General features: G+C 59.8%; 19 protein-coding genes and 1 pseudogene. 10 read left to right on the forward strand and 10 right to left on the reverse strand.

The genetic code is table 11. The annotated features are described in order from the left end of the window. Window positions 1-97: 97 nt before the first annotated feature. Together ACA041_RS14865 and ACA041_RS14870 are read right to left on the reverse strand one after the other, a co-directional pair. Entirely contained in the window at window positions 98-1,249 is a 1,152-nt protein-coding gene (locus ACA041_RS14865) for an acyl-CoA dehydrogenase family protein (protein WP_497441804.1), read from the reverse strand. A 3-nt stretch (window positions 1,250-1,252) separates the two neighbouring features. After that, complete coding sequence (locus ACA041_RS14870; protein WP_497441805.1) at window positions 1,253-2,359, reverse strand: enoyl-CoA hydratase/isomerase family protein; 1,107 nt, start codon at window positions 2,357-2,359, stop codon at window positions 1,253-1,255. A 305-nt stretch (window positions 2,360-2,664) separates the two neighbouring features. Here ACA041_RS14870 and ACA041_RS14875 point away from each other — a divergent pair, with 305 nt between their 5' ends. Both ACA041_RS14875 and ACA041_RS14880 read left to right on the forward strand, forming a co-directional pair. Then, the gene (locus tag ACA041_RS14875) at window positions 2,665-4,161 is read left to right on the forward strand and encodes a PAS domain S-box protein (protein ID WP_497441806.1); all 1,497 of its coding nucleotides are present in this window, start codon (window positions 2,665-2,667) and stop codon (window positions 4,159-4,161) included. Between the two features lie 192 nt (window positions 4,162-4,353). Then, window positions 4,354-4,602 carry a DUF1652 domain-containing protein gene (locus ACA041_RS14880; protein WP_497441807.1) on the forward strand — a complete coding sequence of 83 codons (249 nt, stop codon included), beginning with the start codon at window positions 4,354-4,356 and terminating at the stop codon, window positions 4,600-4,602. A 557-nt stretch (window positions 4,603-5,159) separates the two neighbouring features. Here the strand turns inward: ACA041_RS14880 and ACA041_RS14885 are convergent. The 4 genes from ACA041_RS14885 to ACA041_RS14900 form a co-directional block, all read right to left on the reverse strand. Next, entirely contained in the window at window positions 5,160-5,927 is a 768-nt protein-coding gene (locus ACA041_RS14885; protein ID WP_154860142.1) for an SDR family oxidoreductase, read from the reverse strand. Between the two features lie 44 nt (window positions 5,928-5,971). Then, window positions 5,972-7,039 carry a phosphotransferase family protein gene (locus tag ACA041_RS14890; protein ID WP_497441808.1) on the reverse strand — a complete coding sequence of 356 codons (1,068 nt, stop codon included), beginning with the start codon at window positions 7,037-7,039 and terminating at the stop codon, window positions 5,972-5,974. A 145-nt stretch (window positions 7,040-7,184) separates the two neighbouring features. After that, on the reverse strand, window positions 7,185-8,150 hold the full coding sequence (locus tag ACA041_RS14895; RefSeq protein WP_497441809.1) for a 2-hydroxyacid dehydrogenase: 966 nt from the start codon (window positions 8,148-8,150) through the stop codon (window positions 7,185-7,187). 149 nt (window positions 8,151-8,299) lie between these two features. Further along, on the reverse strand, window positions 8,300-8,905 hold the full coding sequence (locus tag ACA041_RS14900) for a TetR/AcrR family transcriptional regulator (protein ID WP_497441810.1): 606 nt from the start codon (window positions 8,903-8,905) through the stop codon (window positions 8,300-8,302). A gap of 400 nt (window positions 8,906-9,305) precedes the next feature. Between ACA041_RS14900 and ACA041_RS14905 the strand changes: the two genes are divergently transcribed. Continuing rightward, complete coding sequence (locus ACA041_RS14905) at window positions 9,306-10,586, forward strand: serine/threonine transporter (RefSeq protein ID WP_497441811.1); 1,281 nt, start codon at window positions 9,306-9,308, stop codon at window positions 10,584-10,586. 161 nt (window positions 10,587-10,747) lie between these two features. Here ACA041_RS14905 and ACA041_RS14910 read toward each other — a convergent pair whose 3' ends face one another. Next, window positions 10,748-12,139 carry an aldehyde dehydrogenase family protein gene (locus ACA041_RS14910; RefSeq protein WP_497441812.1) on the reverse strand — a complete coding sequence of 464 codons (1,392 nt, stop codon included), beginning with the start codon at window positions 12,137-12,139 and terminating at the stop codon, window positions 10,748-10,750. Between the two features lie 99 nt (window positions 12,140-12,238). Between ACA041_RS14910 and ptrR the strand changes: the two genes are divergently transcribed. Beyond that, window positions 12,239-13,150 carry a putrescine utilization regulator PtrR gene (gene ptrR / locus ACA041_RS14915; protein ID WP_497441813.1) on the forward strand — a complete coding sequence of 304 codons (912 nt, stop codon included), beginning with the start codon at window positions 12,239-12,241 and terminating at the stop codon, window positions 13,148-13,150. Window positions 13,151-13,174: 24 nt separating this feature from the next. Here the strand turns inward: ptrR and ACA041_RS14920 are convergent, their stop codons facing one another. Continuing rightward, window positions 13,175-13,399 (reverse strand): YgdI/YgdR family lipoprotein, encoded by a 225-nt coding sequence (locus tag ACA041_RS14920; RefSeq protein WP_497441814.1) that lies wholly within the window; start codon window positions 13,397-13,399, stop codon window positions 13,175-13,177. A 206-nt stretch (window positions 13,400-13,605) separates the two neighbouring features. Here ACA041_RS14920 and ACA041_RS14925 point away from each other — a divergent pair, with 206 nt between their 5' ends. From ACA041_RS14925 to ACA041_RS14940, 4 genes and pseudogenes are all read left to right on the forward strand, one after another. After that, window positions 13,606-15,273 (forward strand): VRR-NUC domain-containing protein, encoded by a 1,668-nt coding sequence (locus ACA041_RS14925; protein ID WP_497441815.1) that lies wholly within the window; start codon window positions 13,606-13,608, stop codon window positions 15,271-15,273. Further along, complete coding sequence (locus tag ACA041_RS14930; protein WP_497441816.1) at window positions 15,270-17,561, forward strand: ATP-dependent DNA helicase; 2,292 nt, start codon at window positions 15,270-15,272, stop codon at window positions 17,559-17,561. The genes ACA041_RS14925 and ACA041_RS14930 overlap by 4 nt, the downstream gene beginning before the upstream one ends. Next, window positions 17,527-18,192, forward strand: a pseudogene (locus ACA041_RS14935) (zeta toxin family protein); the annotation flags it as partial. The gene ACA041_RS14930 and the pseudogene ACA041_RS14935, both read left to right, overlap by 35 nt. A gap of 86 nt (window positions 18,193-18,278) precedes the next feature. After that, the gene (locus tag ACA041_RS14940) at window positions 18,279-20,201 is read left to right on the forward strand and encodes a hybrid sensor histidine kinase/response regulator (protein ID WP_497441817.1); all 1,923 of its coding nucleotides are present in this window, start codon (window positions 18,279-18,281) and stop codon (window positions 20,199-20,201) included. 15 nt (window positions 20,202-20,216) lie between these two features. Here ACA041_RS14940 and ACA041_RS14945 read toward each other — a convergent pair whose 3' ends face one another. Further along, window positions 20,217-20,456 (reverse strand): hypothetical protein, encoded by a 240-nt coding sequence (locus ACA041_RS14945; RefSeq protein WP_497441818.1) that lies wholly within the window; start codon window positions 20,454-20,456, stop codon window positions 20,217-20,219. 84 nt (window positions 20,457-20,540) lie between these two features. Here ACA041_RS14945 and ACA041_RS14950 point away from each other — a divergent pair, with 84 nt between their 5' ends. After that, window positions 20,541-21,077: a hypothetical protein gene (locus ACA041_RS14950; RefSeq protein ID WP_497441819.1), complete on the forward strand. Its 537-nt coding sequence runs from the start codon at window positions 20,541-20,543 to the stop codon at window positions 21,075-21,077. Window positions 21,078-21,133: 56 nt separating this feature from the next. On the opposite strand, the gene ACA041_RS14955 is transcribed toward ACA041_RS14950, so the two are convergent. Beyond that, the gene (locus ACA041_RS14955; protein WP_497441820.1) at window positions 21,134-21,610 is read right to left on the reverse strand and encodes a PA2171 family ribosome-binding persister protein; all 477 of its coding nucleotides are present in this window, start codon (window positions 21,608-21,610) and stop codon (window positions 21,134-21,136) included. 340 nt (window positions 21,611-21,950) lie between these two features. Here ACA041_RS14955 and ACA041_RS14960 point away from each other — a divergent pair, with 340 nt between their 5' ends. After that, complete coding sequence (locus ACA041_RS14960) at window positions 21,951-23,174, forward strand: zinc-dependent alcohol dehydrogenase (RefSeq protein ID WP_497441821.1); 1,224 nt, start codon at window positions 21,951-21,953, stop codon at window positions 23,172-23,174. Window positions 23,175-23,293 lie beyond the last annotated feature (119 nt).

Here is a 23,293-nt window from a genome sequence, read left to right on the forward strand (position 1 = left end):
GCGGACGCCTTCGCGAGCAGGTTCGCTCCCACAAGGGATCTCTTGAACTCTGGAGATCCACTGTGGGAGCGAGCCTGCTCGCGAAGCTTTTGGGGCATCACACCAGGTAGTTTTTCAACTCCCGGGCAATCACCATCCGCTGAATCTCGCTCGACCCTTCATAAATCTGCGTGATCCGCGCATCCCGGTAGTAACGCTCGACCGGGTAATCCTCCAGATACCCATACCCGCCATGAATCTGCATCGCCGACGAACAGACTTTCTCGGCCATCTCCGAGGCAAACAGCTTCGCCTGCGAAGCCTCCGACAGGCATGGTTTGCCGGCACTGCGCAAGCGCGCGGCATGCAGGATCAGTAGCCGCGCCGCGTTCAGGCGGGTGTGCATATCGGCCAGCATATTGGCGATGCTCTGGTGTTCGATGATCGGCTTGTCAAACTGCACACGATCACGTGAGTAGGCCAGGGCCGCTTCGAACGCCGCCCGGGCAATTCCCAATGCCTGCGCCGCGATACCGATGCGACCGCCTTCCAGGTTCGACAGGGCGATGGCCAGGCCTTTGCCGCGTTCGCCGAGCAGGTTGGCCTCAGGAATCGTGCAGTTGTTCAGGGTCACAGCACAGGTATCGGAAGCGCGGATGCCCATCTTGTGTTCGGTGCGATCGACGATGAAACCTGCAGTGTCCGTGGGCACCAGGAATGCCGAGATGCCGCGTTTGCCCAGATCCGGATCGGTCACAGCGAAGACAATGGCCAGTTTCGCCCGTTTGCCATTGCTGACGAATTGCTTGGCACCGTTGATCACCCACTGGCCGTCGCGCAGTTCGGCGCGGGTGCGCAGGTTGTGGGCTTCGGAGCCAGCCTGGGGTTCGGTCAGGCAAAAGCAGCCGATGGCCTGACCGCTGGCCAGGTCCGGCAACCAGGTCTGTTTCTGTTCTTCGCTGCCGTAGTTGAGGACCGGCCCGCAGCCCACGGAGTTGTGGATGCTCATCAGCGCGCCAGTGGCGCCGTCGCCGGCGGAAATCTCCTCCACCGCCAGGGCATAGGCGACGTAGTCGACATAGGTGCCGCCCCATTCCTCGGGGACCACCATGCCCAGCAGGCCCAGTTCCCCCATCTTCGCCACCAGACCGTCATCGATCCAGCCGGCCTTTTCCCAGGCCTGGGCGTGGGGTGCGATCTCGCCACGGGCAAAGTCCCGGGCCATGTCGCGGATCATCACTTGCTCTTCGCTCAATTCGATATCGTGCATGGTTCAGTTCCCGCTCTGGTCAAACCCGCTGAAGAAGCTCGCGACGTGCTCGGCGTCCAGCGCCTGCAAGGTAGGCGGGTTCCAGCGCGGGTTCTTGTCTTTGTCGATCAACAAGGCGCGCACGCCTTCGATCAGGTCACCGCGCTCGAACCACTGACGGTCCAGGTGCAGCTCAAGGGCGAAGCAGTCTTCCAGGCTCAGATGCCGGCCGCGGCGCAACATTTCCAGGGTCACGCCCATGGCCAGCGGTGAACGGCTTTCCAGAAGATCGGCGGTGGCCACGGCCCACGCATGGCGGTCGGCGACTGTCACTTCACGCAGTTGCTCAACAATACTCGGCACATCGGGCAGGGCGAAGAAGTGATCGATGGCCGGGCGCAGTGCTTTCAATGGCGCGTCAGGCAGTTGTTGCACGGCGAGTTTCGCCAACAGACCTTGCAGGTCCTTGAGCGGCGTTTCGTGCCATTGCAGCTGGTCGAGATGCTCGTCCAGGGTGCCCAGCCTGTCGCTTTCCAGGTACCAGTCGGCAAGACCGCAATACAGCGCGTCGGCCGCGCGGATCTGTACCCCGCTGACGCCCAAGTAGATGCCCAGTTCACCGGGAACACGGGGCAGAAAGTGGCTGCCGCCGACGTCGGGAAAATAACCGATCCCGACTTCCGGCATTGCCAGGCGACTTTTCTCGGTGACGACCCGCAAATCAGCGCCTTGCACCAGGCCCATGCCACCGCCCAGGACAAAACCGTCCATCAAGGCCAGGACCGGTTTGCGGTAGTGGTGAATCGCCAGATCCAGGGCGTATTCCTCGACGAAGAAGTCTTCGTGCAGGGTGTCGCCATTTTTGAAGCTGTCATACAGCGAACGAATGTCGCCGCCAGCACAAAAAGCTTTCTCGCCAGCACCGCGCAACACCACCGCATGCACCAGCGAATCCTGTGCCCAGTCGTCGAGCTGACGTTGCAGGGTGCGCACCATGTCCAGGGTCAGGGCGTTGAGGCCGGCGGGGCGATTGAGGGTCAGGTGACCGATGTGGTTGCGAACCTCGGCCAGTACTTCGTTTTGCGTGGCATCCATGGACGAAGTCCCCTTCGATGAAACCTGAGCAGTCATCACTAACTCCCTGCTTTTATTGTTCTTTATAGAGAAGCTCGCGCGCGAGCGATGCTGGATCGTACCAGTGCAAATTTGTGATGTACAACCGGGATATGTGCAGGGTCAGTTTGCGTTTTTGCCTTAAGGTAAATCAAAAGCTCGCAGCGCTCCTGCAGTGGCCGGGCACACCTGGGAAAAGAGTTATCAGCCGGGGGAGCAACGCGAGCAGCCATTATTTCGAGCCCCTGCACGATCATGCTCGCCCGCGGTCGTAATCTTCACAGGGCGGCGCGTTCTCGCGCCGCCACACCTGTGGAGATGCAATGAGCCAAGACGTCCTGATCACCGAAACCAATCGCCGCCAGTTGCAGCAGATCATTGCCGGCCTGTCCGACGGGGTGATCCTGCTGGAACTCGACCAGACCATTCTCTGGGCCAACGAGGCGGCGCTGACCATGCACGGTGTTCGCCGGGTCGGCGACCTGGGCGCCGATGCCAAGGAGTACGCCAGGCGCTTCGCGTTGCGCTATCGCAATAACCACCCGGTCGCGGCCGACAATTACCCGATCAACCGCGTGGCCCGCGGCGAGACGTTCAGCAATGTGCTGGTCGAAGTCACGCCGGTGGATGACGAAGAGCGCACCTGGGTGCACAACGTGCGCAGCATGGTGTTGACCGACAGTGCCGGCGAACCGGAGTCGCTGGTGCTGATCATGGACGACGTCACCGAATGGGCCAGCGCCGAGCAGCGTTTCGAAAAGACCTTCAATGCCAACCCGGCGCCGGCGGTGATCTGCCGCCTCAGCGATTTGCGCTACATCAAGGTCAACCCTGGCTTCCTGGAGATGACCGGCTATGCCCGAGATCAAGTGATCGGCAGTTCGACCTATGAACTGGACGTGCTGGAGGGGGCCGAAAACAAGGACCTGGCCAAGCAACGTTTGCGCGAAGGGGCGACCATCCCGCAAATGCAGGCAGAGCTGCAAGTGTCTGGAGGCGGCTGCAAACAAGTCATCGTTGCCGGTCAACCCCTGGAACTCAACGACGAAGCCTGCATGCTGTTTTCCTTCGTGGACGTGGAGCCTCGGCGCAAGGCCGAAGTCGCTTTGCGCCAGAGTGAAGAACGCTTCGCCAAGGCCTTTCGCCTGACCCCGGTACCCATCCTGGTGTTTGGCGCCGCTGATCAGGTGGTGCTGGACGTCAATGAGGCTTTTCTGGACACCCTGGCGTATGCCAGTGACGAAGTGATTGGCAAGACCATCGCCGAGATCGATTTCATTCACGATAAAGTCGCCCGCACGCGGTTGTTTGCGGCGCTGGAAAAAACCGGAAGCCTGGACCGTGTCGATGTGCGTGTGCGCAAGAAGGACACCGAGCTGATCGATTGCGCGGTGTCGGCCGATACCGTGAACATTCCGGACGGACCTTGCTATTTGCTGGTGCTGATGGACATCACCGAGCGTAAACGCACCGAGCTTGAGCTCGTTTCGGCGATCGAAGAGGTGATGAAGGACGCCTCCTGGTTCAGTCGCACGCTGATCGAGAAACTCGCCAACGTGAAGCACGTCAACTCGCCCAGGTTGCCCAGCGTCTCGTTCACCGACCTGACTGCCCGCGAGCGCGATGTGCTCGGCCTGATCTGTCAGGGCCTGGCCGACAAGGAAATCGCCGCGCGGCTCAAACTGGCGCCCAACACCGTGCGTAATCATGTGTCGACGGTGTATTCCAAGCTGGACGTGCACAGTCGTAGCGAGGCAATTGTCTGGGCCCGCGAGCGAGGTTTGTTCGCAAGCGAGAGGCGACCCAAGGGCCAAGGTTGAGGTGCAAATGCACTAGATGGGGCGGTGCAAATGGATGTTCTGGTCTGGCTTGGCGAAATTTAGGCTGTGAGGGTGCGATACGAGCCTCCGGCTTCCTATCGCATCCCCTTTGAAGCAGCCAAGGAACAGCCACATGGGTCTCGAACAGTTCAAGGGCGCGGTCGCTTTCAGCGCTGCGGCAGGGTGAACCGGATGATTTATCTGGCGCAATTGCGCACCCAACTGGAACGGAATTTTTCGCCGTTGGCCTGTGAATGCACGCTGACGGGGGATAACTCGTTGACAGTGAAGCTTTATCACCCGGTGTCAGGACAGGTGGATCTGGTGGTCAGTGGGTTGAACGCGGCCACACTCAAGACGTCGGACGCGGTGATGGCGTTGGTCGAGGAGCTGCGTTACGAGCTTGAAAGCAATTCATTGCATCTCCCCGAGACTTCCTAGGAACTGCGGGGATTTGCCGACGGTCGTATCAGGAGTACGAGAGTATTTCTGTGGCCGGCCCGCGGGTTCGCGGTAAATTTGTCGAGTCGCGGAAATGTGGCAATCACTTACCGCGGGTCAGCTTATGAACAGTCTTGGGAAACAGCGTTGGGTTCCACTGTCCTTCGTGCTTTGCGTAGCCATCCTGGGAGGATGTGCCAGTCCACCACCGCCACCTCCCGCCGCACCGCCTCCAGCCCCCGTTCGAACCTGCCAGACCACTGAAAACACCGATGTGTATGGCGACATGAGGGCTGATGGGGAAGTGACCCGGGTCACGACGGCCACCCGTTGCGTGACGCAATAGCCCGCAATACCCGTAGGAGCCGGCTTGCTGGCGATGGATTCAAGTGCGCCGCGTTTAACCGGATCGCGCGCGTTGTCGTTAACGACCATCGCCAGCAAGCCGGCTCCTACGAGGGACCTTGCCCGCGCTGAAAACAAAATGACCTCCAATCCAGGAAAGCCGCAATAAAAAAGCAGCCCCGAGGCTGCCTTTTCCTATCCGGTGTAAAAAATCAGGACAGGAAACCGCCGTCCACGTTCAGCGATACGCCAGTGGTGTAGCTGGACGCATCGCTGGCCAGGTACAGCACGGCACCGGCCATCTCACTCGGATCCGCGACACGCTTGAGCGGAATCTGCTGCAACGCGGTATTGAGGATCGCCTCGTTCTTCACCAGCGCCGACGCAAACTTGGTGTCAGTCAAACCTGGCAGCAGGGCATTGCAGCGAATGCCGAACTGCGCGCATTCCTTGGCAAATACCTTGGTCATGTTGATCACGGCGGCCTTGGTCACCGAGTAGATGCCCTGGAAGATCCCCGGCGAGACACCGTTGATCGAGGCCACGTTGATGATGCTGCCGCCACCGTTTTCGCGCATCAGCTTGCCGGCTTCCACCGACATGAAGAAGTAGCCGCGAATGTTGACGTCGACGGTTTTCTGAAAGGCGCCCAGGTCGGTGTCCAGTACGTTGCAGAATTGCGGGTTGGTCGCGGCATTGTTGACCAGGATGTCCAGGCGCCCGAACTGTTCCTTGATGCCGGCGAAGACCTGGCTGATCTGTTCCATTTCACCGATGTGGCAGGCGATGGCGGTGGCTTTGCCGCCAGCGGCGATGATGGCGTCGGCCACGTGCTGGCAACCCTCGAGCTTGCGGCTCGAAACGATGACGTGGGCACCTTGCTGGGCCAGCAGCTTGGCGATGGCTTCACCGATACCGCGGCTGGCACCGGACACGAAAGCGATCTTGCCGTCGAGGTCGAACAACTGAGTCTTGGACATGGGATTCCCTTATAAAACGTCTTGTTATTGGGCCAGGGGCGTAGTCAGAGGCTGGATTTGGCAATGACCTGCAAGCTCATCTGCTCCAGCAGTTTGTTCATGTGAATGAACTGCGCGAAGCGTTTGTCCTGGGTCTGACCATGGAAGAAGCGGTAGTAGATCTGCTGCACGATGCCGGCCAGGCGAAACAGGCCGTAGGTGTAGTAGAAGTCGAAATTGTCGATCTGAATGCCTGAGCGTTGAGCGTAGTAATCGACGAACTCGCGGCGGGTCAGCATGCCCGGGGCGTGGCTCGGCTGGCGGCGCATCAACTGCACCGGTGCCGGGTCGTCGGCTTCGATCCAGTAGGCAAGGGTGTTGCCCAGGTCCATCAACGGGTCACCGAGGGTGGTCAGTTCCCAGTCGAGCACGCCGATGATCTGCATCGGATTATTCGGGTCGAGGATCACGTTGTCGAAGCGGTAATCGTTGTGCACGATGCTCGAATTCGGGTGATCGGCCGGCATCTTGTCATTGAGCCAGGCCTTGACCGCTTGCCACTGCGGAGCGTCCGGGGTCAGGGCTTTTTCGTAGCGCTCGCTCCAGCCCCTGATCTGCCGCGCGACGTAACCTTCGGGTTTGCCGAGGTCGCCCAGGCCAAAGGCTTTGTAGTCGACCTGATGCAGTTCGACGAATTTGTCGATAAAGCTCTTGCACAGGGCTTCGGTCTTTGCCGAATCCAGGCCCAGCTCGGGCGGCAGTTCGGCGCGCAGGATGATGCCCTTGACCCGCTCCATCACATAAAACTCGGCGCCGATCACCGATTCGTCGGTGCAGTGCACGTAGGCTTTAGGGCAGTACGGGAAGCCGTCCCGCAGCTGATTGAGGATGCGAAACTCGCGACCCATGTCGTGGGCCGACTTCGCCTTGTGGCCGAACGGCGGCCGACGCAGGACGAATTCCTGTTCAGGGTATTCCAGCAAGTAGGTGAGGTTGGACGCACCGCCGGGAAACTGGCTGATGGCCGGTTGGCCACTGAGGCCCGGAATATGGGCCTTCAGGTACGGATCGATCAGGCTGGCATCGAGTTCTTCGCCGGAGCGGATACGGGTGGACTGGTCAGTAAGCGCCATGCTTATCCCTTCTGCTTATTCTGGAGGCCTGAGACTATTGGCTAATCTAATGCGCACACCTGACACCCACAACCACGAACAGCCCTTATAGGTGAGCGTGTTGCCGGGCAATCATTGCTTTTGATACACCTGTTTGAATGACAGCCTACAGCACCGCCTTGGTCTGGGTTGCCGGCAGATCGATCGGCGTGAGCACCGGGTTACCTGAAAAAAATGCCACCAGGTTGCGACCCACCATTTCCACGGTGCCCTGGGTGGCTTCGGGAGACAGCCCGGCGACATGCGGCGTCAGGATCACGTTGGCCAAGGTCTTCAGTGCATCCGGTACACGGGGTTCGGCATCGAAGACATCCAGCGCGGCGCCAGCGATTCGTCGCTGTTCCAAGGCGCTGATCAGATCTGCGGTGACGATGACACTGGCCCGGGCGATGTTGACGACGAAACCGTTGGGGCCGAGGGCGTCGAGTACGTGTTTGTTGATCAGGTGTCTGGTACCCAGGCCGCCGGGGGCGGCGACGATCAAAAAGTCCGAGGCACGCGCCAGCTCGGCTGGCGTCGAGCAGAAGCTGTAGGGTACGTCGCTGCGATGTTGGCGGTTGTGGTAGCTGACCGTCATGTCGAAGCCGTGGGCTGCGCGTTTGGCGATGGCCATGCCGACCGCGCCGAGACCCAGGATGCCCAGGCGTTTGCCGGCCAGGGAAGGGCGCATGATTTTCGGCCATTCGCCGCGTCGCACGGCGGCGTCGCAGCGGGGAATGTCGCGCACCAGTGCCAGCAGCATCGCCATGGCGTGGTCGGCGACCGAAGACGCGTTGACCCCGGCGCCATTGGTGACCGTGATGCCGCGGTCGGCGGCGGCTTGCAGGTCGACCTGTTCGTAGCCGGCGCCGATCACGCAGATGATCTTGAGATTGGGCAGGGCGGCGATTTCATCGGCATACAGCCCTAATGGACCGCGAGTCAGCACCGCATCGATCTGACCTCCCTGCCGGGTGATGGCCGCCGCGCGCTCGGCGGGCGTCGGGGCCAGAATCAGGTGAAAGCCCTGATGTTCAAGAATTGGCAGGTAATCATTGATGGTTTCAACCAGTACCAGAACGGTTGCGGGCATGCTGGGCTCCTTTGGGCAGCAGAATATCGGGGCTCGAAGGTCGCTTCAGATTGCTGATTCCATTACGGTTTGGCAATGACCAACGATCCTGCGATCTTCGACTCAGTGTAGCTGGGGAAGCCTGCGGTCTATTTCCGTACATCGAGTCATCAGGCAGGAATCAAGGGTGGACGGTCCGCGGTGAGAAAACTGCGCGCCGCCTCGAGAATCTCGTCCGACAACGCCTCGCCCCGGGTGGCCCGGGCCAAGGTCAATGCGCCGACCATCAACGAGTATTGCACCAGCACCTGCCGGCGGTTGTCATCGTCATCGCCGGTTTCGATCAGCGAGCCGAAGGTATCGAGCAGCGCGTTCAATCCGTCCATGAAGGTTTCACGCAAACCGCTGCCGGCGGCTTCGTGGCACATGTCCCCGGCAAAGGCCACGACCGGGCAGCTCTCACCCGGATGGTCACGGCTGGCGGCGGACAGGTAAGGCTCGATCAGCGCCCGGCGCGCGGCGTTTTTGTCGTCATGGGCGCCGATCCGTTCTTTCCAGCGCTCTGTCGATTGCTCGAACGCCCGGCCGCTGGCTTCTAGTGCCAAGGCTTCCCTGGACTCGAAATGCCCATAGAAGCCGCCATGGGTCAGGCCGGCCGCGGCCATGACATCGACGACGCTGATCCCGTGCAGCCCGCGTTCGCGAAACAGCCGCGTGGCGGCTTCAACGATGACTTCGCGGTTGAGATCGGCTTGTTTGCGGGAAACACGGGGCATGGGCGGCTCACAGATATAAAAGGAGGGCGATCAGATAGCGTACTGGGCAATGCCGATGTCGACGCGAACCAGTGGCATGGCAAGACTCCAGAAGGAATGCAGGTCACTTCAAAATACATGATGGGAGACCTTTATCAAGTGGGGGACTGCTGATCCGATGCAGGGGCGAGGTTTGGCCGCGATAGCGTTGGGTCAGGCAAATCATTGTTGAATGTGCCGCCGCCTTCGCGAGCCAGCTTGCTCCTACAGGGGGCGGCACAACCGCTCCTCAGCTAAGTCTTTGCTTCTGCTGATTAATCCCGGACAATCGCGCCCCTGTTTCGGCCAGGGCGCTGCCTGTCGGGTTTTCCGACTCGTCCTGACCGGGTAGCCAGTGACCGGAATGCGGAGATCCCACCGGATGAATGATCAGGCCAATAGCGTCGACGAACGCTATGTAGCGGCGACACCAGCAAGCCTTACCCGCTGGAATCGTCATGACACCACCTGGATGCTGGGCCTGTTTGGCACGGCCATCGGGGCGGGGACGCTGTTTTTGCCGATCAATGCAGGGCTGGGCGGCTTCTGGCCGTTGCTGATCCTTGCAGTGTTGGCGTTCCCCATGACGTTCTACGCGCACCGCGGCCTGACCCGCTTTGTACTGTCCGGACGCGAAGGCGCGGACATCACCGAAGTGGTGGAGGAGCATTTCGGGATCAAGGCCGGCGCGTTGATCACCTTGCTCTACTTCTTCGCGATCTTCCCGATCCTGCTGATCTACAGCGTGGCCCTGACCAATACCGTGGGCAGTTTCCTCGAGCATCAACTGCACATCATGCCGCCCCCGCGGGCCGTGCTGTCGCTGGTGCTGATCCTCGGCCTGCTGGCGGTGGTGCGTTGCGGTGAGCAAGCGATCGTCAAGGCCATGAGCCTGATGGTCTATCCGTTCATCGTGGCACTGCTGTTCCTCGCGGTGTTCCTGATTCCGCACTGGAACGGCGGCATCCTGGCCACTGCTTCGACGGTGCCTGAACCCTCGGCGTTGTTGCACACCTTGTGGTTGGCGATTCCGGTGATGGTGTTCTCCTTCAACCACTCGCCGATCATCTCGGCATTCGCGGTGGACCAGAAGCGTCGCTACGGCGATCACGCCCAGGAGCGCAGCTCGCAGATCCTGTCCCGGGCCCACGTCTTGATGGTGGTGATGGTACTGTTCTTCGTGTTCAGCTGCGTGCTGACCCTGTCGCCGGCACAACTGGCGGAAGCGAAGGCGCAGAACCTGTCGATCCTGTCGTACCTGGCCAACCACTTCAGCAACCCGACCATCGCCTTTGCGGCGCCGTTGATTGCCTTCGTGGCCATATCCAAGTCGTTCCTCGGGCACTACATCGGTGCCAGCGAGGGCTTGAAGGGGCTGATCGTCAAAAGCGGCAAGCGTCCGGCGCCGAAGACGCTGGATCGCATGACGGCGGCCTTCATGTTGGTGGTGTGCTGGATCGTTGCCACCCTGAACCCGAGCATTCTGGGGATGATCGAGACCTTGGGTGGCCCGATTATCGCGGCGATCCTGTTCCTGATGCCGATGTATGCGATTCGCAAGGTGCCGGCGATGGCGCGCTATCGGGGGCAGGCTTCCAATGTGTTTGTGACGGCGGTGGGGCTGGTGGCGATCTCGGCGTTGATCTATTCGCTGAGTGCGTGATCGCGGCGGCTCGTTGGATTTGATGAAATGAATAACGGCTGATCCGCGTGGCGGATCAGCCGTTTTTTTCGACCTGGAAGAGCCGGCTTGCTGGCGAAGGCGTCGTCCTGGCAGGCACAAGGCTTCAGACCGCCATCGCCGGCAAGCCAGTTCCTACAGCTTCAGCGCCGATCCAGCCACACCGTCTGGGCATTGCAGAACTCCCTGACGCCGAAATGTGACAGCTCCCGGCCAAACCCGCTTTTCTTCACACCGCCAAAGGTCACGCGCGGGTCGCTGGCACAATACCCATTGATGAATACACCGCCGGTTTCCAGTTCGCCAGCCATCTGTTGCGCCAGCTCGACATTACGCGTGTAAATGGTCGAGGCCAGTCCGAACTCGCTGTCGTTGGCCAGCGCCAGGGCATGGGCCGCATCCCGGGCGGTGATGATCGAGGCCACCGGACCGAACAGTTCCTGTTTGAACGAGGTCATCTGGTCGGTCACATCACCGAGCACCGTCGGCTCGTAAAAATTGCCAGAACCTTCAGCCTTTTTGCCGCCCATGAGCAAGGTCGCGCCTTCCTCCAGGGTGTCGCGCACTTGTTGATCCAGTTCATCACGCAAATCGAAACGGGCCATGGGACCAATGTAAGTACTGGCCGACAGCGGATCACCGACCGCCAACTGGCGGGTGGCTTCGACGAACTTGCGCGTGAATTGCTCGACAATGTCTTGCTCGACAATCAGGCGTTTGGCCGCTGCGCAGACTTGCCCGGTGTTCTGGTAACGGCCAATGACGGCGGCCTTGACCGCTTCGTCCAGATCAGCATCGTTAAGCACGATGAAGGGGTCCGAGCCGCCCAGTTCCAGCACGCACTTTTTCATCGCCGCACCGGCCTGGGCCCCGATGGCCATCCCGGCCCGCACACTGCCGGTGAGCGTCACCGCGGCAATCCGTGGGTCGGCGATCGCCGTGGACACACCGTCCGGCGTAACGTTGATCACCTCGAAAACGCCTTCCGGGAAGTCGGCGCGGCGCAAGGCATCACGCAGCAGATAAGCGGATCCCATGACGTTCGGCGCATGCTTGAGGACGTAGGTATTGCCGGCGATCAAGGCCGGCACGGCACCGCGCAGCACCTGCCAGATCGGGAAATTCCACGGCATCACAGCAAGAATCGAACCCAGCGGGCGATATTCGATGCGCGCCTTGCCGCCTTCGACCAGCGTCGGCTCGGCGGTCAACATGGCAGGGCCGTGTTCGGCATACCATTCGCACAGCTGAGCACACTTTTCAATTTCACCGCGGGCCTGGGTGACGGGCTTGCCCATTTCCAGGGTAATCATGTTGGCCATCGTAGCGGCGTCTTCGCGAAGCACCCGGGCCAGCACGATCAAGGCCTGGGCGCGCTGTTCGACAGGCGTGCGGCGCCAGGTGGAGAAACCGGCAGCGGCTCGGGCAAGGGCGGCGTCCAGCTCCGATGCGGATTCGAAAGGGTAGTGGCCGATCTGCTCGCCGGTGGCGGGGTTGATCGAAATGGCATGGGTGAGGCTGGATATTTGCGTCATGGCACCGTCCTGCAGGTGGGTATAGGTTCAGATTACGGTGGTGTTCGTTTTCTGGAAACTGAATAATACTGAGCATATCGTTCACGTTTGGAGAATGACTTGGATCTGGTACAGCTCGAGATTTTCAAAGCCGTCGCCGAGCACGGCAGCATCAGCGTCGCCGCCCAGCACATACATCGGGTGCCTTCGAACCTGACCACGCGAATCAAGCAACTGGAGCTGGATCTGGGCGTGGATTTGTTTATCCGCGAGAAGAGCCGCCTGCGGCTGTCTCCGGCAGGGTGGAGTTTTCTGGACTATGCCCGGCGCATTCTCGATCTGGTCCAGGAAGCTCGCGCCACGGTGGCGGGCGAGGAGCCGCAAGGATCGTTCCCGCTTGGCTCGCTGGAAAGCACCGCAGCGGTGCGCATCCCTGAGCTGTTGGCCGCCTATAACCAGCGCTACGCCAAAGTCGAACTGGATCTCTCCACCGGACCTTCCGGGACCATGATCGACGGGGTGCTGTCGGGTCGCCTGGCCGCCGCTTTCGTCGACGGTCCCGTGCTGCACCCGGCACTGGAAGGGGTGCCGGCTTTCGAGGAAGAAATGGTGCTCATCGCGCCGCTCAACCATGACCCCATCCTGCGCGCACAGGACGTCAACGGCGAGAGCATCTACGCCTTCCGCTCCAATTGTTCCTATCGGCATCACTTCGAAAGCTGGTTCGCCAAGGACGCCGCGGTGCCTGGCCGGATTTTCGAAATGGAGTCCTATCACGGCATGCTGGCCTGTGTCAGCGCCGGTGCCGGTCTGGCGCTGATGCCCCGCAGCATGCTCGAAAGCATGCCAGGATGCGCCACGGTGAGTGTCTGGCCGTTGTCGGAATCGTTCCGGTTCCTGCGCACCTGGCTGGTGTGGCGGCGCGGGACAGTGTCGCAAAGCCTGACCATGTTCGTGCGCCTGCTGGAGGAGCGAGGGGTGGTGCGGGGGGCGGGACAAGACACAAGCGGGCTTGCTCGCGAAGAACGATAACGCGGTCTCAATCCGTACCGCGGTTCAGTCTTCCTTGCGCACCGTGGCCACTTCATCGGCCCTGACCTTCACTTTCGCCCCGGAAATATCCTCGAACTCGTAGAAGCCGTCCTCGGTCTTGGTGTTCGGCATGTCCTTGGTCAAATATTGGGTGCCGTTCTGCAGGGTCACCACCGTTGGCGTCGAGCAACCGGCCAGGGCCAGCAAGGCCGCTACGGCAACGGGCAAGCCCAGAGTCTTGAAATTCATACCCACCTCTCATCCTTAAAAAAACCGCGCGACAGTCGCGATCGAGCTTGATCGTCACTGTACCTCTAACGCGATTGGTACAATGGATCGGCAGAAAGTTCGACAGACGGCAAAAAAATAAACTGAATCGCCACCGCTTATCCATTTCCGTTTGCACCGAACCGGGCCAAGCTGGTATCTGTACGCATAACCAGTATTATCTCGCCATGGCCAGTTTCCCTGTGACCGCAAACCCTCTCGACGACCCGTTCTACTACTTGAACAACTTCATACAAGTGCTTGATTGGCTTGAACATCGTTATTCCGACGTGTTGAGTGTCGAGGAACAACGGTTCATCCGCGGTTTCAACCGCCTGCCTCGACCGTCCAGGGCATTGCTGGTGCGGATGGTGATGCGCAGGGGCATACACTTTCGGGTGAGCAAGCTGCATTACGACGAGATCGGTGACACCGTCAGCGCTGCCGGCCCGTTGCTGCAACTGGGCTGGATCGACGAGCAGGTGCCACTGTTGATCGAAGAACTGTTCGAGGTGCTACTCAAGGCGGAAATCCTCCAGTGCCTCGGTGCTGCCATCGATCAGCCCAAGGGCAAGAAGACCGATTGGCTGTCGGCACTGAGCGAGCAGTTTCCCGGTGCCCAGTGCTTCAGCCGCTGGTGCGCACCGCTGGATGACCGACTGTTCAGCCTGACCATCATGGGCCTGTGTGATCGCTTGCGGTTGATGTTCTTTGGCAATCTTTACCAGGATTGGTCGGAGTTCGTGCTGGCCGACCTGGGGATGTTCACCTATGAAAAAGTCGAGTTCTGCGCCGACTCCCGTGGCCTGCGCAGCCGCGAGGATGTGGATGCCTGTGTTTTCCTGCATGACTGTCAGCAGCGTTTCGAGGCCGGTGAAGCATTGGCCGGCATCGTCGCGCAGGTCAACGCGCTGGCATTGAGCAACCCCTGGCTGCAGCGCCGTCGCGACAAACTGTTGTTCCAGTTCGGTCAGTATTGCGAACGCACGGCGGATTTCTCTACAGCCCTGGGTATCTACCGCGAATGCGCCTGGCCCGGCGCGCGGTTGCGGCTGATTCGTGTGCTGGAGCGCTGCGGCGAGTATCAGCTGGCGCTGGACCTGGCGAGCCATGCCGAACAACTGCCTCAAAGCGCTGCCGAACAGCAGCAATTGCTGCGTACGCTACCCAGGCTGCGGCGCAAGCTCGGCGGGCCACCGATCAAGCGTGCGTCTCCCCGGGAGATGCTGCGCCTGGACCTGCAACTGCCCAGGACCGATCCGGCGCTGTCGGTGGAATTTCATGTCCAGGCACACCTGGCGCAAGCGGCGGCGCCGGTGCATTACGTGGAGAACAGCCTGATCAACTCGCTGTTCGGGCTGCTGTGCTGGCCGGCGATCTTCGCGCCCTTGCCGGGAGCATTTTTTCACCCGTTCCAGCGTGGGCCAGTGGACCTGCTCAATGAAGATTTCCATGTGCGCCGCGCCGACCTGTTCCAGGCTTGCCTGGCGGAACTCGATGACGGGCGTTACCGCCAGACCATCCGTGAACGTTACGCCGCCAAGTGGGGCGTGCAATCACCCTTCGTGTTCTGGGGCGCACTCAGCGAGGAATTGCTCGACCAGGCACTCGCCTGCCTGCCGGCCGAACACCTCAAGCACTGGTTCCATCGTCTGCTGCTGGACATCAAGGCCAATCGCGCCGGCATGCCGGACCTGATCCAGTTCTGGCCGCAAGACAAGACCTACCGCATGATCGAAGTCAAAGGTCCCGGCGATCGCCTGCAGGACAACCAGTTACGCTGGCTGCAGTTCTGCCATGAGCACCATATGCCGATAGCCGTCTGTTATGTGCAATGGGCAGAGCAGAGCGCGTGAGCTACAGCATCGCGGTACGCGCGTTGTGCGAGTTCACCGCCAAGGTCGGCGACCTTGATCTGCGCTTTACGCCGTCGCCGACTGCCCTGGAAGGCATCCTCGGGCACCGCACCGTGGCGTCCCGGCGCAGCGAGGGCTACCAGAGTGAAGTCGCGCTCGAAGGCCTGTATCAAAAGTTGAAGGTCAAGGGCAGGGCGGATGGCTATGACCCGACGCAAAATTGCCTGGAAGAAGTCAAAACCTATCGCGGCGACTTGAGTAAACAGCCCGCCAACCATCGTCAGCTGCACTGGGCACAAGCGAAGATCTACGGCTGGCTGATGTGCCAGAAGCTGGAACTGGCACAGATCAACCTGGCGCTGGTGTACTTCGACATCGTCAGCGAAAAGGAAACCTGTCTGGTCGAGGCCTTCAGCGCGCAAACGCTGGGACAATTTTTCGAGCAGCATTGCCGCCTGTTCCTGCAATGGGCCGAGCAGGAAATGGCCCACCGCGAAGCACGCGACAAGGCGGCGCAGCTATTGACCTTTCCCCACGCCGACTTTCGTCCGGGGCAGCGTCATCTGGCCGAATCGGTGTTCAAGGCGGTCAGTACCGGTCGCTGCCTGATGGCCCAGGCACCCACGGGGATCGGCAAGACCGTCGGCACGCTGTTTCCGCTGCTCAAGGCCCTGGCGCCGCAGCAACTGGACAAGGTGTTCTTCCTGACCGCGAAAACCCCGGGCCGCAAACTGGCGCTCGATGCCGCGCAAGTCATACTCCAGAGCGCCGAGGCGCCAGCCCTGCGGGTTCTGGAAATGATTGCCCGGGACAAGGCCTGCGAGCATCCGGACAAAGCCTGTCACGGTGAATCCTGCCCGTTGGCCCAGGGTTTTTATGATCGTTTGCCCGCGGCGCGCCAGGCCGCCAGCGAGCAGACCCTGCTGAACCAGAGCGCATTGCGCGAGGTTGCCCTCAAGCATGACATCTGCCCGTACTACCTGAGCCAGGAAATGGCCCGCTGGGCAGACGTGGTGGTGGCCGACTACAACTACTACTTCGATTTCAGTGCGCTGCTGTTCGGGCTGGCCCAGGCCAACAACTGGAAAGTCGCGGTGCTGGTGGACGAAGCGCACAACCTGGTGGAGCGGGGGCGGCAGATGTACAGCGCCAGCCTCGACCAATCGACCCTCAACGCCGTGCGCAAAACCGCCCCTGAAGCGCTGAAGACATCCTTGCAGCGGGTCAATCGGCAGTGGAACGCCCTGCATGACCTGCAGCCCGGCGCCTATCAGGCTTACGACAAGGCTCCGGAAAAACTGCTGCAGGCGCTGTCGTCGTGCAGCGCGAGTATAGGCGACTACCTGAATGATCATCCGCAAGGCCTGGACAGCGCCTTGCAGAGTTTTTACTTCGACATGCTGCAATTTTGCCGGGTCGCCGAACTGTTCGATGAACAGTTCCTGTTCGACATCAGCAAGCGCGACGTTGCGCGCAAGAAAAACCTGTCACAGCTGTGCCTGCGCAACGTGGTGCCCGCCGGTTTCATCCGCCCGCGGCTGACGGCGGCACGCAGCACCGTGTTGTTTTCCGCGACCCTGAGCCCGCGCCATTACTACGCCGATCTGTTGGGGACGCCGGCAAACACAGTGTGGATCGATGTCGAATCACCCTTTCACGCCGATCAACTGCAAGTGCACATTGTCAGTCAGATCTCCACGCGGTTCGTTCATCGCCAGTCGTCCCTGGCGCCGATTGTCGAGCTGATCGCCAGCCAGTTCAGCCAGCGCCCCGGCAACTACCTGGCGTTTTTCAGCAGCTTCGATTATCTGCAGCAGGTTGCGCAGCTACTGGCCGAGCGACATCCACATATCAACTTGTGGGCGCAATCGCGAGGCATGGCGGAAGGGCAGCGTCAGGATTTTCTCAATCAGTTCACCGCCGACAGTCAAGGTGTCGGTTTCGCGGTGCTGGGCGGGGTGTTTGGTGAGGGGATCGACTTGCCCGGAGCACGCCTGATCGGAGCGTTCATTGCCACCCTCGGGCTGGCGCAGCTCAATCCGGTCAACGAGCAATTGAAACATCGCATGGCGGCGATTTTCGGCGCCGGGTATGACTACACGTACCTGTTCCCGGGGGTGCAGAAGGTGGTGCAGGCGGCGGGGCGGGTGATTCGCACGCAGCAGGATCAAGGGGTCATCATGCTGATCGATGACCGCTTTGGCGACAGCAAGGTCCGGCAATTGTTACCGCGTTGGTGGACGGTTGCGCGAAGAAATGATCAAGCTCGGCGTTTTGCATGCGTATGAGCATACAGAGGCATTTGTCCGTGAACTCAGCGCAAAGATTTTTACCCATGCGTTTACAGGCAAATACAACATCATCCTGGAATGCGTATTCGAAAGTTTCGATTTCGCGGCCTTTCCCCCGAAAGCGACCGCCGTCGGTTATCAATTCGAGACTCACATCGTTGGCTGCACGCAAGAGTTTGCTTACCTGTCGTGCTTTAAACGAGCGCTACAAAGCATGGAAAATCGGGAGATGGAAAGGTTTCTGACGCTATCCAGGCTGAAGGCCAGCATGTGTTATGCGCAAGCAGTCATCCTGGCCTTCGAAACGGCTGCAAAGGCGGTCAGCGGGTCGCAGATCAACCTGTACGAACGCGGCTTCGGCGCGTTGAAAGAGCGGGCCTTGATCGCCCAGAGCACCTACGCAAGGGCTGCCGATGGTTCCGTTACCTCGACAACAACCAAGATAAATTTTACGTACAGCGTGTACTCCAGCATTATCGATAATCATGTCTTCGCGACTCGAGACCGGGACGAGGTTCTAAAGGAATGTCAGCTGGCGCTGCTCAAAACCCAGGCCCATGCTCAGTATGTCCCTGATTTTGTCTACAACGCCCTGTACGCCTTCATCACCAAATACGTAAACAGATGACATTTGGCGACCAGAGCCGGTTTGCGCCTCTCCAAACTGGCGCTTTGTCGCATACTCCACAAAAGCATTCATGATGTGAGGGATCAATGAGCGAAGATCGAACCAAAGCCACCGTCATCGATGACAGTCGTTTCCGACTGTTGATCGATGCCGTGATTGACTATGCGATCTACATGATTGATCCCGATGGCATCATCACCAGCTGGAACGCCGGCGCCAGGCGTTTCAAGGGGTATGAGGAGGCCGAGATACTCGGTCAGCACTTTTCGCGTTTCTACACCGATGAGGATCGCCGTAACGGTTTGCCCCAGCGCGCGCTGGACACGGCGATCAGGGAAGGGCGTTTCGAGGGCGAAGGCTGGCGGGTACGCAAAGATGGCACGCATTTCTGGTCCCATGTGGTGATCGATCCGATCATCGACCCGTCGGGCAAATTGCTGGGCTTTGCCAAGATCACCCGGGACCTGACCGACCGCAAGATGGCCGAAGAAACCCTCAAGCAAAGCGAGCAGCAATTCCGCCTGCTGGTGCAAAGCGTCACGGACTACGCGATCTACATGCTCGCCCCCGACGGGCGCCTGACCAATTGGAATCTTGGGGCGCAGCGCATCAAGGGCTATTTGCCCGAAGAAGTCATCGGGCAACACTTTTCGATGTTTTACACCCCGGAGGACCGTGAGGCCGGCGAACCGCAACGGACCCTGTCCGTTGCCACCCGTGAAGGGCGATTCGAGAACAAGGGCTGGCGCGTGCGCAAGGACGGCACGCGGTTCCTGGCGCATGTGGTGGTCGATCCGATCTGGGGGGAGACCGGCACGTTACTCGGATTCGCCAAGATCACCCGTGATATCACCGAAGTTACCCAGGCTCAACAGGCCCTTGAGCAAACCCGCGAGGCGCTGTTCCAGGCGCAAAAAATGCAAGCCATCGGCCAGCTCACCGGAGGCATCGCCCACGACTTCAACAACTTGTTGACGGTGATCCTCGGCAATCTGGAAATCGTGCGCAAGCGCCTGGGGGATGAACCACGCATTACCCGGTTGGTGGATAACGCCACCCAGGGCGCCTTGCGTGGCGTATCGTTGACCCAGCGCATGCTGGCGTTTGCCAGACGCCAGGAACTCAAGGCCGAACCGGTCGAGATCCCGGCGCTGGTACAAGGCATCTCCGGTTTGTTACGCAGCTCCCTCGGACCTTCCGTGGTCCTCGAAACCCGTTTTTCACCCGAACTCGAACCGGTCCTGGCCGACGTCAATCAGCTTGAGCTGGCATTACTCAACCTGGCGACCAACGCCCGGGATGCAATGCCCCATGGCGGGAAGATGGTGATCAGTGCTCGAACGGCGGACGTTCGCGAGCATCTCCAATTTCCCCCGATGAAAGGCCGCTATGTGTGCCTGAGTGTCAGTGATACGGGGGAGGGTATGGATGAGGCCACGCTGGCCTCGGCGATGGACCCGTTCTTCACCACCAAGGGCGTGGGCAAAGGCACGGGCCTGGGGCTGTCGATGGTGCATGGCTTCATCGAACAGCTGGGCGGGCGATTCATTCTCAAGAGCCAGAAGGACAACGGCACCACGGCGGAACTGTGGATTCCCGTCGCCACGAGCGGTTCGGTTGCCCGGCCCGTGACCGACGAGGACACCGCACCGCCGGTACCGCGCCTGTGCGTGTTGGTGGTGGACGACGACAGCCTGGTGCTGACCAGCACCAGCCTGTTGCTCGAAGACCTGGGGCATCGGGTGATCAGTGCGGTGTCCGGCTCTCTGGCGCTCAAAGCGATCGATAATGAGCCCGCCATCGACCTGGTCATTACCGACATGGCCATGCCACAGATGGATGGCGCGCAATTGGCGCAAGCCATCCGGAACCTGAAACCGGATCTGCCGATCATCCTCGCTACCGGCTACGCCGAACGGCTGGAAGGCTTTTCCACGCAACTGCCGCGCCTGTCCAAACCCTTCACCCAACTCAATCTGGTGGAGATCATCGCTTCAACCATGAAATGATCCCCGCACCCTGTATCAGGTCGCAGAGTGCGCGTTCTTCCGGAAGCCGCGCAGGTTCATGGCGCACAGGCAAAACTGCAACACGATCAGTGCATACGCCTGGGTGTGGTAGCCCCATATCACCCACAAAACATTGCTGACGATAAAACAGATGAAGCCCGAGACCCGGCGTTCGGGGCTTTGCGAACCGATCAGCCACGCTGCCAGCACCGTGACCAGCATCGCCGGCCATTGCACCCAATCGAGATAGTCCATTGCTGACCCCTTGTGTTGTCAATCGAGCTGAACTTGTCGGTAGAGGTTTCTTCTAAAGGTTTTGACCTCTCTCGCGTGACTCCTGTGCCAAGAATACTGACTGAAACCCCGGCCGAAGAAACCCTCACTGAACACAATGCCAAAATGTTCGGCTCGCCCAAGGAACGCCTGGATTTCTACCGTCGGGAAATCCAGTACGAAACCAGCATTCTGGCCAATCGCACCGATGCCTACCTGGCCGCGCAATCCTTTTTGCTGATTGCCTTTGCCTCCTGCATGTCCAACCTCAATCCGGAATGGGGCAAACTCTTCACCCTGGTGGTGCCGCCGTTCCTGGCGTTGTTGGGGCTGCTCAGTTCGCTCAACGCCTGGCCGGGTATTCGAGCGGCCTACGACATCATTGATCATTGGCATTTCAAACAGAGTGAGTTGTTGCGCAGCGAGCCCTTGATGGGCCTCGCCTACGATGAGTCGCCGTTGTTCAGTGAGATGGAATCGTCCCATAAGGGCTACCGCAAGTCCTTGTTGTTCTCGGTGCGCACACCGTGGATTTTCGCCACTTTCTGGGTATTGCTGGGCAGCTACGCGGTTTTTATTCAGGTGACCAATCCCGGTGGTTGAACCGGACAGAAAAAAGGTCCGGCGTGCGCCGGACCTTTATTGTCGCGTGACTGGCATCAAGCCGCCATGTTGCCCGCACTCATTTCTTTCTTGTACTGCGCCTTCAAGGTTTCCATTTGCGCCCCCAGTTCTTCGAGGGTGGCTTTGCCCAGCAGTTTTTTCGCCTGAGGAAACATTTCTGTCTCTTCCTCTTCGATATGGTGCTCCAGCAGTTCCTTGACCACTTTCACCCGACCGGCGAATTCGGGGGTCGACGGGTCGGTGACTTTCAGGTCGGGCAGCACCAACGAATCGACAGTGCGATGCTCTTCCTTGGCTTCGTAATACATCACGTCCTGCTCCTTGCCCCCGGCTTTCTTGTACGCCGGGTACAAGACTTCTTCTTCAAGACGGGTATGAATGGTGATCTCCATTTCCAGCTTGGCCAGCAGTTCTGTGCGTTTTTTCACACCGCGTTCGGTGGACTCGCTTAATTGGGTCAGGATGCCTTTCACGCGTTCATGGTCGGCTTTCAACAGGTCTATGGCGTTCATGATTGAGTCTCTCAGCTAGTCAGGGTGAGCGCGAACGGTCTCAAGGCCGAAGGTCGCTTCTGGTGTTGGAGCATTTGTCGTGCCGGTTTTTGTAATCTTTTAATATTTATATAAATCAATGGTTTGAGGTCGTTGATGGCAAACTGAAGTCGTGCAGGCTGCATGAGTCTGGAAATTGACTCATGCAGTTCGCGGTGTGGCCTTTTTACCGCGCTGACAGCATGATTTTCAGCCTCGACCGCTGATCAGATTCGTCAATCACGCAACTGAACTCGCGGTTCTGACTCGCTCCCTTAATACAGACAACCGATGTCTTTATTGACCCAGTGAGGATGCAGCCATGCGTGCAATGACATATCACGGAGCCCATGACGTCAAAATCGAAACCGTTCCCGACCCCACCCTCGAAGCACCCGACGACATCATTTTGCGCGTGACGGCCACCGCGATTTGCGGATCGGATTTGCATTTGTATCGGGGCAAGATTCCGACCGTGGAGCATGGCGATATCTTTGGTCATGAGTTCATGGGCATCGTTGAAGAAACCGGCTCGGCGGTGACGGCCGTGCAGCGCGGCGATCGGGTGGTGATCCCGTTTGTGATCGCGTGTGGCGAGTGCTTCTTTTGCCAGCGTGATCTTTTCGCCAGTTGTGAAACCACCAATACCGGCCGTGGCGCCATCATCAATAAAAAGGCGATTCCACCCCCTGCCGCCTTGTTTGGCTTCAGCCGCCTGTATGGCGGCATTCCGGGCGGGCAGGCCGAGCTGGTCCGGGTGCCCAAGGCCAATACCGGGCCATTCAAGATTCCCGGGCTGCTGGCGGACGAGAAAGTGTTGTTCCTGTCGGACATCCTGCCGACGGCGTGGCAGGCGGTGCTCAATACCGGGATCGGGCCGGGTTCAAGCATTGCGATCTATGGCGCCGGGCCGGTGGGGCTCTTGAGTGCAGCGTGCGCGAAGATGTTCGGTGCCGAGCAAATTTTCATGGTCGACCATCACGACTATCGGCTGGCCTATGCCCAGCGCACCTATGGTGTGATTCCAATCAACTTCGATGACGATGACGATCCGGCTGACACCATCATTCGACAGACGGCGGGCAGCCGGGGAGTGGACGCAGTGATTGATGCCGTTGGGTTCGAAGCCAAGGGCAGCACCACGGAGACGCTGCTTGCCACGTTGAAACTCGAAGGCAGCAGCGGCAAGGCGCTGCGCCAGTGCATCGCCGCCGTGCGCCGCGGTGGGGTGGTGAGTGTGCCGGGGGTCTATTCCGGGTTCATCCACGGTTTCCTGTTCGGCGATGCGTTCGACAAAGGCCTGACGTTCAAAATGGGCCAGACCCATGTGCAGCGTTATTTGCCGGAACTGCTCGGGCACATTGAAACCGGACGTCTGCAACCGGAGGCGATCATCACTCACCGCCTGTCGCTGGAGCAAGTGGCCGAGGGGTACAGGATTTTCGACAAGAAACAGGAGGAATGCCGCAAGGTCATCCTCACACCGGGCTCCAGCGATGTGCCTCTGACCGAAAATCTGGAAACCACGCCGATCCCGGCGTTATAAAGCAGATCAACTGCATGATCGAGGCAAGCCCGCGAAGGGGCCGTGTCAGTCAACATCAGTGCCGGATGACAGATCGCCTTCGCGAGCAAGCCCGCTCCCACATTGGATCACTGCCGGGC

The organism is Pseudomonas sp. LBUM1676 (assembly GCF_059695605.1).